The sequence below is a fragment of the Streptomyces sp. NPDC101393 genome (assembly GCF_044767385.1).
Lineage (GTDB): Bacteria > Actinomycetota > Actinomycetes > Streptomycetales > Streptomycetaceae > Streptomyces.
The window spans coordinates 199,781-213,211 of sequence record NZ_JBIWNU010000008.1 but is presented as its reverse complement, the minus strand read 5'-3'; the positions used below and the strand labels follow the sequence as shown (position 1 = coordinate 213,211).

Here is a 13,431-nt window from a genome sequence, read left to right as displayed (position 1 = left end):
CACACACACCTTCACTGCAAAGGTGAATTCCTCATGTCGACGTGATGACGACAGAGCGAAGCGCGATTTCCCCTTTGAGTCGAAGGTGGTGACTCAACTCTTCCGCATTGCGGGAATCGCAGCACTGTCCGTTTTGTCACGGTTCAAAAATTTCCCATCCGATTTTCGGACGCCTCCCTCCCCCGGTCCCTCGCCCGGCCCCTCGCCCGGTCCCTCCCCCGGTCCCTCCTCCGCTCCCCTCCCGGCCCCGTCCTCACCGCGGGGTCTCACCCGGGCCACACGACCGACTGGGTCTCGCTGTACGCGTGCAGCGCGTACGAACCCACATCGCGGCCGACCCCGCTGCGTTTGAACCCGCCGAACGGCGCCTCCATGTTCCGGCCGACCGTGTTGATCCCGACGCCGCCGGCCCGCAGCCGCCCGGCGACCCGGAAGGCGCGGGAGACATCGCCCGACCAGACGTAGTCCAGCAACCCGTAGTCGCTGTCGTTGGCCAGCGCGATGCCCTCCTCCTCGTCGTCGAAGGGCACCACCACGACCACCGGGCCGAAGATCTCCTCCCGGACCGCCCGCATCTCGTTCGTGCAGTCGGCGAAGAGCGTCGGCGCCACATAGAAGCCGCGCTCCCGCTCCGGCCGCTCACCGCCCGCCACCAGCCGCGCGCCCTCCTTCACCGCCAGCTCCACATACGCCTCGATACGGTCGCGGTGCGCCGCGGAGATCACCGGGCCGACGACCGTGCCGGGGTCCCTCGGATCCCCGACCGTCAGCCGCCCCGCGTGCCGCGCCAGGCCGTCGACCAGCCGCTCGTAGATGCCGCGCTGTGCCAGCACCCGGGTCGGGGCGGTGCAGATCTGCCCGCTGTAGAAGGAGAAGGTGGTGCCGATGCCGGCCACCGCCGAGGCGAGCCCCGCGTCGTCCAGGTCGTCGAAGACGAGCGCCGCGCCCTTGCCGCCCAGTTCCATCAGCTGTCGCTTCATCCCGCGGCCGCACACCTCGGCGATCTTCTGGCCGACGGCCGTGGACCCGGTGAAGCTGACCATGTCCACGCCGTCCGCCGCGACCGCGGCCTCGCCGACCTCCGGCCGGGCTCCGGTGACGACATTGACCACCCCCGGCGGAACCCCGGCCTCCGCCAGGGCCTCGGCCATCCGGTAGACCGACAGCGGGTCCTGCGGCGCCGGTTTGACGACGACGGTGTTGCCCATCGCCAGGGCCGGCGCCACCTTGCCCGCCGGGTTCGCCCACGGGTTGTTGTACGAGGTGATGCAGGTGACGACACCCACCGGGCGGCGCACGGCGAGCGCCCCGAAGACACCCGCCTTCCCCATCGGCCCGGCCTCGTTGATCTGCGGCGGCAGCGCCGTCTCCACCGGCTCCAGGGCGCCGCGCGCGTACCGCGCGAAGCGCGCGACGGACACCCCCACCTGCATCGCGCGGGCGGTGCCGGTCGTCGCGCCGCTCTCGGCCTGTGCCAGCTCGGCATAGCCGGCGAACTCCCGGCGGATCACCGCGGCGGCGCGGTCCAGCACGGCGGCGCGCTCCTCGGGTGCGGTGCGTGACCAGCTCCCGAACGCCGCTCGCGCCGCGTCCACCGCCGCCGTCACCTGCGCCGCACTCGCCTCGGGGGCCCGCCCGACGACCTCCTCGGTCGCCGGGTTGACGACGTCGTAGTGGCCACCGTCCGGCTCCACCCACTCCCCGCCGATGAACAGCCGCTCACCGGCGGCCGCGCCTCCTTGGCCCGCGCCCCGACCGGCCATGCCGCCCCCGCCCCCGCTCACCTGGTACTCACCGTCTCCGTGTCCCGCCCCGACCGCAGCAGCGTGCCCGGCACCGCGCCCGTCACCACGTCGTCCCGGATCGTCTCGACGCCGTTGACCCGTACGCTCACGATCCCGATCGCCTTCGAGTCCAGCCGCGGGCTGTCCCCCGGCAGGTCGTGCACCAGGGTCGCGGGCCCGGCGTCGATCCGTTCGGGGTCGAAAAGCACCAGGTCGGCGTGGTAGCCCTCGGCGATCCGCCCGCGGCCCCGCAGCCCGAACAGCCGGGCCGGGTCGTCGGTCAGCAGCTGCACGGCGCGCTCCAGGCCGACGAGTTTGCGGCCGCGCAGGCAGTCGCCGATGAAACGGGTGGTGTACGGCGCCCCGCACATCCGGTCCAGGTGCGCGCCGGCGTCCGAGCCTCCCAGCATCACGTCCTCGTGCTCCCAGGTCTTCTGCCGCAGCGCCCAGCTGTCCGGGTCGTTGTCGGTGGGCATCGGCCACAGGACGGTGCGCAGTTCGTCGTGGGCGCAGATCTCGACCAGGCAGTGGAAGGGGTCCTGGCCGCGTTCGGCGGCGATGTCGCGCACCACCCGGCCGCTGAGCCCGTCGTTGGCCGCGGAGTAGGTGTCGCCGATGACGTAGCGGTCGAAGTGGGTGAGCCGGCGGAAGACCCCGGCCTCCTTGCTCTCCGCCCGGCGCAGCATCTCGGCGCGTACGTCCGCGTCGCGCAGCTTCGCGAGGCGTTCGGGCACCGGGAGGCCGAGGATGTCGCCCCAGCCGGGGATGAGGTTCAGTGCGCAGAAGGTGCCCAGCGACATGTTCATCGGGGTGAGGATCGGCATGGTCAGCGCCACGATCCGGCCGCCGGCCTTGCGGGCCCGTTCGCTGGGTATCAGCTGGCGCGGCACCCGTTCGGGGACGGCCGCGTCGATGGTCAGTACGTTCCAGTTGAGGGGCCGGCCGGCGGCCGCCGACATCTGGACGAACAGCTCGATCTCGTCGTCGTCGAACTGGTCCAGGCAGCCGCCGACGATGGCTTCGAGCTGGGTGCCCTCGTGTTCGGCCACCGCCCTGGACAGCGCCAGCAGTTCGTCGGGGCGGGCGTGCCGGGAGGCGACGGGCTGCCCGTCGCCGTCCGAGTGGGTGGACGACTGGGTGGTGGACAGCCCCCAGGCTCCGGCCGCCATCGCGTCGTGGAACAGTGCCAGCATCTCCGCCATCTGCTCCTCGGTCGGCTGCCCGCCGACCGCGTCTTCGCCCATGACGTGCCGGCGGAGCGCGCAATGGCCCACCATGAAGCCGGCGTTGACCGCGATCCGGCCCTCCAGCGCGTCGAGGTATTCGCCGAAGGTGTGCCAGTTCCAGGGCGCGCCCTCCTCCAGCGCGACCAGCGACATGCCTTCGACCTTGCTCATCATCCGCCGGGTGTAGTCGGCGTCCTCGGGCCGGTCGGGGTGCAGCGGGGCGAGCGTGAATCCGCAGTTGCCGCCCGCGACGGTGGTGACCCCGTGGTTGAGCGAGGGCGTGGCGTACGGGTCCCAGAACAGCTGGGCGTCGTAGTGCGTATGCGGGTCGACGAAGCCGGGCGCGAGGATCAGGCCGGTGGCGTCCTCGCTGGTCGCGGCCGCTTCGGTGACGGTCCCCGGCTCGGCGACGACCGCGATCCGCCCGTCCCGGATGCCGAGGTCGGCGAGGTAGGAGGGGGCGCCCGTCCCGTCCACGACGGTCGCGCCCTTGATCAGGTGGTCGAGCATGGCGTGGATCCCTTTCCCCTTCTTCTTCAGCTCCCCGCCGCCTGGCGGAAGCGGCTGGTGCGGTGCACGGGGTCGGTGTCGATCTTCGGGATGACGTGCTCACCGATCAGCTTGATCGAGTTGAGGGTGTCGGCGTGGCTCACCCCGATCGGCAGGCCGAAGGAGAGCTGGTCCGCGCCTGCCTGCTCCCAGCGCTTGCACTGCCCGAGCACCTCGTCCGGGTCGCCGCAGATCATCAGTTCCTCGGCGATCAGCAGCTCGATGATCTCCTCGGTGTATTCGGGGAGCAGCTCTGGCCATTCGGGGATGCCCTCGGGCCGGGGGAAGGTGTCGTGGTAGCGGAAGAGCAGCGACTGCAGGTAGTTCAGCCCGCCGCCGACCGCGATCTCGACGGCCTTCTTGTGCGTCTCCGCGCAGATCGCGGTGGACGTCACCATGACGTTGTCGTTGACGAAGTCCCCGACCGGCTCCGCGTCCTTCACGGCGTTCTTGTACGAGTCGACGACCCATTCCATGTCGGAGACCTTCTGCACGCTGAAGCCGAGGACGCCCAGCCCTTTCTTGCCGGCCATCGCGTACGAGGAGGGCGATCCGGCGGCGTACCACATCGCCGGGTGCGATTTCCCGTACGGCTTGGGCAGGATCTTGCGCGGCGGCAGCTCCCAGTGCTTGCCCTTGAAGCCGACGTACTCGTCCTGGAGCCACATCTTCGGGAACTCCGCGATGGTCTCTTCCCACAGCTCCTTGGTGTGGTTCATATCGGTCACGCCCGGCATAAACCCGAGGATCTCGTGGCTGCCGGCGCCCCGCCCGGAGCCGAACTCGAAGCGTCCGGCGGAGAGATGGTCGAGCATGGCGACCTTCTCGGCGACCTTCACCGGGTGGTTGACCGGCGCGAGCGGGTTGAAGATGCCGGAGCCGAGGTGGATGCGCTCGGTGGCGTGGGCGAGGTAGCCGAGGTAGACGTCGTTCGCGGAGAGGTGTGAGTACTCCTCCAGGAAGTGGTGCTCGGAGGCCCAGGCGTATTTGAAGCCGGACTTGTCCGCCTGGATGACGTACTCGGTCTCCTCCATCAGCGCGTGGTGCTCGGCCTCGGGGTCCGCCTTCGCCCGAGCGGCCGGCACGTATCCCTGCACAAAGAGCCCGAATTCCAAGGGAGTTCACTCCTTCGGGGTGCGGGGGTCGCCCCCCGGAAGATTGCGGTGACCGGGTGCCCGGTGACGTTCCCACGAGCTGCGGTTGTTCCCGGTGATGGTTTCTGACGTACCGTCAGTTCTTGTCAGTTCGTGACTCTGGCACCGCCGCTGTGCGTCGTCAATACCTGACGAAGCATCAGCTGAGAGCGGTGGCCGGGTCCGCAACGGCCGGCGGGCCTCAGAGCACCGACACGCCCGCCAGCCATCCCCCGTCGATCACGAAGGGCTGCCCGGTGATGTACGACGAGTCCTCGCACGACAGGAAGAGCGCCAGCCGGGCGACCTCCTCCGGCTGTCCGATCCGCCCCATCGGGACGACCTTCCCGTAGAACTCGTCCAGCCCCGCGGCGGCCGCCTCGTCCACCGCCTTCGGCCCCCCGTCCGCGGCCACCCGGTCCGGGTTGGTCATCGGCGTATCGATCGCCCCCGGGCACATCGCGTTGACCCGGATCCCCTTGTCCGCCAGCTCCATCGCGGCGACCCGGGTCATCCCGACGATCGCTGCCTTCGTCGCCGCGTACGAGGTCAGAAACGTCATGCCGGTCAGCGCCGTGTACGAGGCGGTGTTCACGATCGTGCCGCCGCCGGCCGCCAGCAGGGCGGGCGTGACCGCCTTCATCCCCAGGAACGCGCCGACCTGATTGACCTGTACGACCTGCTGGAATTCGTCCAGCGGCGTGTTCACCAGCTCGTTGAAGCGCAGGATCCCGGCGTTGTTGACCAGCCCGTCGACCTTCCCGAAAGCCGAGGTGGCGGACGCGACCGCCGCCGCCCAGTCCTCCTCCCGGCTCACGTCCAGGTGGACGTACCGGGCCTGCTCCGCGCCCAGCTCCTCGGCCAGCGCCTCCCCGGGCCCGTCCAGCACATCGCCGAGCACCACCCGCGCCCCCTCCGCCACGAAGAGCCGCACCTCCTGCTCGCCCTGCCCACGCGCCGCACCCGTGACGACGATGACCCGCCCGTCCAGCTTTCCCATGCCCGCCTCCGGCTCTCCAGTGATGCCCCACGCCGTACACCCGGCCGCCTCGCGTCCCGTCAGTCCCGCAGGTGCACCGCCACCTCCTCCCCGAACGCCGCCATCTGATCGGTCAGTTCGGTCACGCTCCTGCTGCGGAAGCGCACCTGGATCTGGCCCACCCCCATCGCGCGGTACTCCCGCAGCGACGCGGCGATCCGCTCCGGCGCGCCCGACAGCGTCCGCCGGCCGACGGCCCATCCCGGCTCGCCCACATACAGCGGCTCCGCGATGGTCCCGATCTCCACCGGCTCCTCGATCCCGGCCTCCTCCCGCAGCCGCCGCAGCTTCGCGATCTGCGCGGGCAGCTGCTCGCGCCGGTCGCCCTGCGGCAACCAGCCGTCCCCACGGACGGCGGCCCGGCGTACGGCGGCGGGCGAGGAGCCGCCCACCCAGACCGGCGGCCGCGGCGTCTGCACCGGACGCGGGGCCTGCCCGAGCCCCGAGAACCCGAACCGCTCCCCCTTGAACTCGGGAAACTCCTCGGGGCCCAGCGCGGCCTTCAGCGCGTCGATCGTCTCGTCGAGCACCGCGCCCCGCCGCTCGAACTCCACCCCCAGCGCGGCGAACTCCTCCTGCACATGCCCGGCCCCGACCCCGAGGATCAGCCGGCCACCGGACAGCCGGTCCAGCGTCGCGTACTGCTTCGCGCTGATCAGCGGATGCTTGAACCCCACCACCGCGACATGGCTCAGCAACCGGACCCGCTCCGTGACGGCGGCCAGATGCGCGAGGGTGGCGACCGGGTCGTACCAAACGGTGCTCATCGCACCCGCCAGCCGCCGCGGAATGGCGACGTGCTCACAGCAGGCGATGTACGCGAACCCGCTCCGCTCGGCCGCCCGCGCCACCCCGACCAGCTCGGCGGGCCCCGCCGCCGCCTCCCACCCCTCCGCGTAGAGCGTGCTCTGCGACTGCACCGGAAGCTGCATCCCGTACGCCAACCGCCCCTGCGGCAAGACCTGCACCATCCCGGACCCCTTCATCTGGCGACGCTTACCTGACGGACCGTCAATTTCCGAGCCCGGTCATCGTGATACCTGGGGAGGCAACAGGCAAGGGGTGGGGGCGTGCGCACCGTGCGGCGGCTCGCGCGGGACGTCAGCCGGCGGCCCGGATCACCCCCTCCGGCGCGCGCAACCAGACCTGGTCACCGGCCGATGACACCGTCAGCCCGAAGTCGCTGACTGCCGGGCCGCCAAGGCGGGCGAACTCCGCGTGGACCCGCGCGACTTCCGCCCACAGGTCCCGGGGCCCGAACTCGGTCACCGACTCCGCGTCGGCGACGGCCCCCGAGCGATCCCCGTCCCGCAGCCAGACCCGCACCTCGCCGCCGCCCCCGGCGTCCGCGCCCGCCACGAGGGACACACCCGGCATACGGGCTCCCGCGTACAGCGCGAACGGCAGGGTCAGCAGGGCCCGGGGTCCGGGGCCGGTCGTCCAGCGGGATCGTGGCGAGGTCGGGTCCACCGCCGCGCCACCGCCACCGGCCCGGTGCGACCGCATCGGCATGTACGAGGCACCGCCCCGGAACCGCCCCCGGGCGGTTCCGTCGCGCCGCACGGTGAGCTGCACCAGCGCCCCGCTCCAGAAATCGCGCGCGAGCGGCGCCACGATGACCCCGCCCGGCTTCACCTGCCGCACCAGCCCGTACGGCACATGCCGGAGTGCGCAGGTGACGATGAGCCGGTCATACGGTGCCCGCGCGGGGAACCCCTGCTCGCCATCGGCGACCACCAAGGTGGGCGAGTGTCCGCAGGCCGCGAGGTTGCGTTCCGCCTGCGCGGAGAGCGAAGGATCGATCTCGACACTGGTCACGTGCCGGTCGCCGAGCCGCGCGGAGAGCAGTGCCGCCACCTGCCCGGTCGCCGTACCGATCTCCAGTACCGTGTCGCCGTCCCGCACCTCCAGCAGGCCGAGCATCCGCGCCACCATGGACGGCATCGAGTTGGACGAGGTGGCAACGCCGGGCCCGCCCTCCTGCCCGTCGTCCACCTGCGTCACGACCGGCTCATCGCTGTGCACCAGCCGCCACCGGTCGGCGTCCGCGGTGACCGGCTCACATCGCTGCGGGCCCTGCCGCCAGATCCGTCCGGGGATGAAGCGGCTCCGCGGCGTGCGCTCCCACACGTCGCGCCATACCGGGGACAGCAGGCCGCGCCCGTCCAGGGACTGAACGAGCGCGGCGTACCCCGCCTGGGAGTCGGTCACCTACTTACCGCCGGAGCCGTTGCCGTCGGGGCTCGGTGGGGTGGGCGGCGGGGTCCACTCCTTGTCAGAGGGCTGACCGGCGTGCTTGCCGTCGTCCGCCATGCGCGAGGTGTTCATGATCATGATCCCCTCCATGGTTGCTGGTTCACTCCCGCCGAGCGCCCGGTTCTCGGCCACCCGGCACACCTCCCGCAGCGCCTCGACCAGGCGACGTCCGAGGAAGCGCAGCTCTTCGGCGGTCGCCTTGCGGTCGTCGAGCATGTCCGCCGCGTGGCCGAGGAGATCGTCGGCCATGTCCAGCTGCACCGACTCGATACCGTCCGCGAGCCGCGCTACGAACCCCGTACCGTCGCCCACCAGAAGGCAGGTCTTCCCGTCCGGCGTCGCCCACGGCAGCAGCCGCGCCGCCTGCGCTCCGCTCATCGCGCGATCGCCCCCGCACCGATGTCCACGCCGTGCACGGCGATCCGGAAGGTACGGGGATGAGGCTCCAACCGCCGCCGCGCCAGCTGACGTTGCTCGTACGCCACGAGATACGGCCGCACCATGACGGTGTCCTCGCCGCGCAGCACCGGGTCCCGGGTCGGATGGCCGACCACAGGAGCGGCGACGTGGGGTGCGGCGGGCCAGGTGTGAGGCGTGCGGTGGCGGCCCGTTGCCGGCCGTAACAGCCGCCAAAGCGACCCGGAGACCCGAACGAGGGCGTCGGCGGCAAGGTGTGATGCAGCGCCGATAGGCGTGCACGGGCGGGGAATTCGACGTTGTCGGGACAGAGGCATGGTGAACCACCACCTTGATCATTGACTTCAACCGCAATCACCGTACTGCTTTTCACGAAAACCAGCAAGGTCGGGGGTCGAGGTGTCGCCAAGGGGGCGTCGCTTACGGTGTATGCGAAGGGTTGAGGCCATCAAGCGCGCAGGAGGATGCCGTGAGCACCAGCGAATGGGTCAGCACCTCGATGCCGTACCTGACGCCCAGGGAAAAGGGGCAGCCCGACGCATGGGGTGAGGAGACGGCGGCCCGCGGCCGCCGGGGCAGGCAACGCATCGTGCACGCCGGGGAGATCGCGGCACCGGCCGACATCGCGCAACTCCTGCGAGTCGCGGAGGGCGAGGACGTCGTTGTACGCCGCCGAGTGATGTATCTCGACGACACACCCTGCGAGTTGACTGACACTTACTACCCCGCCCGGATCGCCCGAGGCACTCGCCTGGCCGGCACTGCCAAGATTCCCGGCGGCGCGGTCTCCCTGCTCGCCGAGCTAGGGCACATCGGCGCCCGGGTCCAAGAGGACGTGACCGCGCGGATGCCCGGCGAAGAGGAAAGCACCACCCTGCTGACCGGTACGGACGAGCCTCTGCTTGAGCTGACCCGGGTCACCCTGGACCGCAACGACCAGCCGATCCAGGTCGACAGGATGGCAATGCCGGGCAATCTTCAGCGGCTGCGCTACGAGATCAGGATCGGTTGACCGTGCCGAGAACCGAAGACCCCGCGTACGACCGGCGCTCCCTGCATGAGCGGATCGCCGCCGATCTGCGCGACCAGATCATGTGCGGAGATCTGGAGCCAGGAGCCAGGCTGCCCTCCACGGCGCAACTCAAGACAAGGTTCGCCGCCTCCAACGCCACCGTGCAAAAGGCACTGCAACTCCTCAAGGAAGAACGCCTCGTGATCGGCCGGGCAGGATCCGCGGTCACCGTCCGGGAACACCGACAGCGGACCATGAGGCCGGCCTCCTCAACATCACCGGCTGGCCCTGGCGAGCCGTATCGCTGGCTCACCGAGGCGGTGAAGCCCGGGTCACAGGCCCGTAGCAAGCTGCTGGAGGTCACCGAGACCGTGCCGCCCTGCGATGTCGCGGACGCTCTGAGGCTCGCGAACGGCGGCACGGCCCTACTCCGCCGCCAGATCCTCATGATCGACGACGAACCTGTCGAGCTGGTCAAGTGCTACTACCCGCTGGACATCGCCCGTGGCACCGCAATCACGGAACGCCGCAGAATCAGGGGCGGCACACCGACCCTCCTGACAGAACTGGGGTACCCACCCAGGTTCAGCATCGATCGGGTCTCCGCACGCGTACCCACCCAAGAGCAGTACGAGGCTCTCCGCCTTCCTGGCAATCTGCCCATCCTGCGAACGTTGCGCGTCGTCCTCAGCGATCACGAGCGCCCCATCGAGGCCACCGTGATGGTCAAGGCAGGTCACCTCTACGAGCTCCAGTACGAGTTCGCGCAGGAATAGCGCCCGAGAAGCCAGGGCGCCCACTCAGGTCGCGTCGACGTAGACCACCCGGCCGTCCGGGTCCGCGAGTTGGTGTCGGCCGGGCGGAAGTGGGGGCGTCGCCGTGGCGCCGGTGATCGCGAAACCCAGGCGCAGGGCTCCGGTCTCGCGGCCGGGGCGGGCGGGGTAGATCTCGAAGACCGTGCCGCCCGCGAGGACGGCCGCGTAATGACGCGGGCCACGGCCGTGCTGTTCGGCGGTGAAGCGCAGCCCGAGTCCGCTGTAGAACCGTTGGCAGTCTTCGAGCCGGGGCGAGTACACGACCAGGAGAGTCGCGCGGCTGCTGCTCGGTTCGCTCACCTGGTGTCCTGCCCCTGGCTCCTCGCGCCTGCGGGCCGCACGGTCACTCGAAGTCGTCGAACGCGTCGCGCAGCCGCGCCGGATCGTGGCCGTACTTCGCGCTGTCCTTCCAGAACAGAAGGGTGAAGTGGGTCAGCGGGTACACCAGGTCTTCCTCCTGGAAATGCCATTGGGTGAGGTACGGAGTGTCGAGTTCGTCGTCGGCGCCAGAGGCGAACAGAGGGAAGGGGATGTCGTCCGCCTCCACGAGGAACGGGTCGTACCCCCAGGACGTCTCCTGCGTCGACCGGCGGATCACTTCCCCGAGGTACCAGACAGCGCCCTGCACGAACAGGCCGTCGCGCTCCACCTTGATCTCCTCTTCGCTGCCGTACCTGCCGCGCACGACCTCTTCGAGCACATCCACCGATTCCGGGGAGAAGTCCCAGCTCTCCGCCTGCCCGGTCTCGCGCGACCACTCCTCGAAGCCCGCCGCCCGCGCCCGGAGCCAGTCTGCGAGCTGCTGGTACCTGACGCAGTCGTACACCACGCCGCGCAGGCCCTGCTCGATCGGATCGCCGAACTCGTCGTGTGACCAGAACAGTTGGTAGATCGAGCCCATCACGTACAGCCTGTCCTGCGTGCTGTCGCCCGTCGGGCCCAGACAGGGAGTGTCGATGGTGCCCGCCTCGCGCTCTTCGGCGAACAGGGGCGGCAGGGGTGAGCCTTCGTATCCGAACGGCTCGTACCTCCAGACCACACCGGCGGATCGGCAGGCCACTTCGCCGAGGTACCAGACCGCCCCCTGGAGGAACGCACCGCACCGCAGCTCGTCGATGTCCTCCTCGCCAGGGACGGCCTGCTTCACGAGGCCTTCGAGGGCGTCCAGGGAGGCGGGAGTGAAGTCCCAGCGCTCGGGAGTTCCGGTGCCCAGCGCCCACTCATCGAAGCCGGCAGCTCGCTCGGACAGCCACGCCAGCAGTTCCGGGTGATTTTGGGAGTCCGTGGCGTCGTCGACTATGCGGTCAGTCATGGGCGTCACCGTAGCGAAGGGGTCCGACAGTGGCATCAACCAGCATTACAGAAAGGTCAGTTGCTGCATTGCTGCGATCCTCGGGCGGGCCGAACCGCTCGCGTTGCCCGTGCGCGGGCGCCTGCCTCGCCGCGAGCTACCGGCCGGTGGCGTCCGGCTCGTTCCCTTCCGCGGCAGGTGCGGACCGGGCGCGGACGCGGCCCAGCAGGGCGGTTCCGGTGAGGACCAGGCCGATGGCGATGACCTTGGCGGCGCCGTAGTAGCCCGTTGCCAGGTTCTCCGGGGTGCCGGGCAGCCGGAAGAACACCCAGGCCGCCGCGAGCCCCCCGAAGGCGATCAGTGCGACAGCTCCCCACGTCCCGAGCTCCGTCCACCAGGGCCCTGTGCCGTCCGCCCGCTCGTCGGCCTGCTGGTCATCCCTGTCGGTCACGGCCTGTTCTCCTGTGCGTGTCGTGGCAAGGTCCGCCAGGGAGGACGCGACAACGGCGCGGCCGGTTCAGCGGACCGGCGCCCCTTCCCCCGGAGCCGCTACCCCGTCACCCCGCCCACAGCCCGTCCCCCGTGAGCCCCAGTAGCTCGATGGCGTTGCCCCGCACGATCCGGTCGACGACGTCCGGCGCGAGGTGGCCCATCTGGGACTCGCCGACCTCCCTGGACTTCGGCCAGGTGGAGTCGGAGTGCGGGTAGTCGGTTTCGTAGAGGACGTTCCCGACGCCGATGGCGTCCAGGCTCTTGAGGCCGAAGGCGTCGTCGAAGAAGCAGCCGTAGACGTGCTCGGTGAAGAGCTCGGACGGCGGGCGGAGGACCTTGTCGGCGACGCCGCCCCAGCCGCGGTTCTCCTCCCAGACGACGTCCGCGCGCTCCAGGATGTACGGGATCCAACCGATCTGGCCCTCCGCGTACATGATCTTGAGGTTCGGGAAGCGGTCGAACTTGCCGCTCATCAGCCAGTCGACCATCGAGAAGCAGCAGTTGGCGAAGGTGATGGTGGAGCCGACGGCGGCCGGCGCGTCCGCCGAGGTGGACGGCATCCGGCTGGACGAGCCGATGTGCATGGCGACGACCGTGCCGGTCTCGTCACAGGCGCGCAGGAAGGGGTCCCAGTAGTCGGTGTGGATGCTGGGGAGCCCCAGATGTGGCGGGATCTCGCTGAAGCAGACGGCCCGAACGCCGCGTGCCGCGTTGCGCCGCACCTCCGCGGCGGCCAGCTCCGCGTCCCACAGCGGTATGAGGGTGAGCGGGATCAGCCGGCCCCCGGCCTGGGGACCGCACCACTCCTCGACCATCCAGTCGTTGTACGCGCGCACTCCCAGCAGCCCCAGTTCGCGGTCCTTGGCCTCGGTGAAGGTCTGGCCGCAAAAGCGCGGGAAGGTGGGGAAGCAGAGGGCGGACTGGACGTGGTTGACGTCCATGTCGGCGAGCCGCTCGGGCACGGAGAACGACCCGGGGCGCATCTGCTCGTAGGTGATGCCTTCGAGTTTGATGTCGTCGCGTGAGCAGCCGACGGCGGTGTCGAGGCGGGTCAGCGGCCGGCGCAGGTCTTCGTAGACCCACCAGTCGGCCATCGGCCCGTCATCGTCCGAGACACCCATCTTCGGGGCGAATTTCCCGCCGACGAAGGTCATTTCCTTCACCGGCGCCCGCACGATGCGCGGCCCGATGTCGTGGTACTTCGACGGGAGCCGGTCCCGCCAGACGTGGGGGGGCTCCACGGTGTGGTCGTCCACCGAGATGATCTTCGGGAAGGTCTCCATGTCCGCCACGGTAGCGCCGATCTGACGATCCGTCAGCAATGTGGGAGGTGCGGGAATGGAGGCTCGTCCGGAGCGAGGTGCGCGGCGGGCCGTGAAGGAAAGGCGACTCCGGAACGCGAAAACCGGCCAGGGGG

Annotated in this window: 14 protein-coding genes; 2 read left to right on the top strand and 12 right to left on the bottom strand. The window is 70.2% G+C overall.

Going from position 1 to position 13,431, the window contains the following annotated elements; genetic code table 11:
• Positions 1-266: 266 nt before the first annotated feature.
• The 8 genes from ACIRQ7_RS25790 to ACIRQ7_RS25755 form a co-directional block, all read right to left on the bottom strand.
• On the bottom strand, positions 267-1,763 hold the full coding sequence (locus tag ACIRQ7_RS25790; RefSeq protein WP_404265076.1) for an aldehyde dehydrogenase family protein: 1,497 nt from the start codon (positions 1,761-1,763) through the stop codon (positions 267-269).
• Positions 1,764-1,780: 17 nt separating this feature from the next.
• On the bottom strand, positions 1,781-3,520 hold the full coding sequence (locus ACIRQ7_RS25785) for an amidohydrolase family protein (RefSeq protein WP_404265075.1): 1,740 nt from the start codon (positions 3,518-3,520) through the stop codon (positions 1,781-1,783).
• A 26-nt stretch (positions 3,521-3,546) separates the two neighbouring features.
• A complete protein-coding gene (locus tag ACIRQ7_RS25780; RefSeq protein ID WP_404265074.1) occupies positions 3,547-4,674 on the bottom strand; it encodes an LLM class flavin-dependent oxidoreductase in 1,128 nt (375 codons plus the stop codon).
• A 220-nt stretch (positions 4,675-4,894) separates the two neighbouring features.
• Positions 4,895-5,692 carry an SDR family NAD(P)-dependent oxidoreductase gene (locus ACIRQ7_RS25775; RefSeq protein ID WP_404265073.1) on the bottom strand — a complete coding sequence of 266 codons (798 nt, stop codon included), beginning with the start codon at positions 5,690-5,692 and terminating at the stop codon, positions 4,895-4,897.
• Positions 5,693-5,751: 59 nt separating this feature from the next.
• The gene (locus ACIRQ7_RS25770) at positions 5,752-6,702 is read right to left on the bottom strand and encodes an LLM class F420-dependent oxidoreductase (protein WP_404265072.1); all 951 of its coding nucleotides are present in this window, start codon (positions 6,700-6,702) and stop codon (positions 5,752-5,754) included.
• Positions 6,703-6,832: 130 nt separating this feature from the next.
• A complete protein-coding gene (locus tag ACIRQ7_RS25765) occupies positions 6,833-7,942 on the bottom strand; it encodes a methyltransferase domain-containing protein (RefSeq protein WP_404265071.1) in 1,110 nt (369 codons plus the stop codon).
• Positions 7,943-8,365: a hypothetical protein gene (locus tag ACIRQ7_RS25760; protein WP_404265070.1), complete on the bottom strand. Its 423-nt coding sequence runs from the start codon at positions 8,363-8,365 to the stop codon at positions 7,943-7,945. It abuts the gene before it with no gap.
• Positions 8,362-8,541, bottom strand: coding sequence for a hypothetical protein (locus ACIRQ7_RS25755; RefSeq protein WP_403673263.1), 180 nt, complete (start codon positions 8,539-8,541; stop codon positions 8,362-8,364). Before ACIRQ7_RS25755 ends, ACIRQ7_RS25760 begins: the two co-directional genes overlap by 4 nt.
• 332 nt (positions 8,542-8,873) lie before the next feature.
• Here ACIRQ7_RS25755 and ACIRQ7_RS25750 point away from each other — a divergent pair, with 332 nt between their 5' ends.
• Entirely contained in the window at positions 8,874-9,416 is a 543-nt protein-coding gene (locus tag ACIRQ7_RS25750; protein ID WP_404265069.1) for a GntR family transcriptional regulator, read from the top strand.
• A complete protein-coding gene (locus tag ACIRQ7_RS25745) occupies positions 9,413-10,192 on the top strand; it encodes a GntR family transcriptional regulator (protein ID WP_403673267.1) in 780 nt (259 codons plus the stop codon). The genes ACIRQ7_RS25750 and ACIRQ7_RS25745 overlap by 4 nt, the downstream gene beginning before the upstream one ends.
• A 24-nt stretch (positions 10,193-10,216) precedes the next feature.
• Here the strand turns inward: ACIRQ7_RS25745 and ACIRQ7_RS25740 are convergent, their stop codons facing one another.
• The 4 genes from ACIRQ7_RS25740 to ACIRQ7_RS25725 all read right to left on the bottom strand — a co-directional run bounded on the left by ACIRQ7_RS25740 (position 10,217) and on the right by ACIRQ7_RS25725 (position 13,297).
• Complete coding sequence (locus ACIRQ7_RS25740) at positions 10,217-10,531, bottom strand: glyoxalase/bleomycin resistance/dioxygenase family protein (protein WP_403673269.1); 315 nt, start codon at positions 10,529-10,531, stop codon at positions 10,217-10,219.
• A gap of 43 nt (positions 10,532-10,574) precedes the next feature.
• A complete protein-coding gene (locus tag ACIRQ7_RS25735; RefSeq protein ID WP_404265068.1) occupies positions 10,575-11,543 on the bottom strand; it encodes a hypothetical protein in 969 nt (322 codons plus the stop codon).
• 136 nt (positions 11,544-11,679) lie between these two features.
• Positions 11,680-11,973 carry a hypothetical protein gene (locus ACIRQ7_RS25730; RefSeq protein WP_404265067.1) on the bottom strand — a complete coding sequence of 98 codons (294 nt, stop codon included), beginning with the start codon at positions 11,971-11,973 and terminating at the stop codon, positions 11,680-11,682.
• A 106-nt stretch (positions 11,974-12,079) separates the two neighbouring features.
• Positions 12,080-13,297: an amidohydrolase family protein gene (locus ACIRQ7_RS25725; RefSeq protein ID WP_404265066.1), complete on the bottom strand. Its 1,218-nt coding sequence runs from the start codon at positions 13,295-13,297 to the stop codon at positions 12,080-12,082.
• Positions 13,298-13,431: the final 134 nt, after the last annotated feature.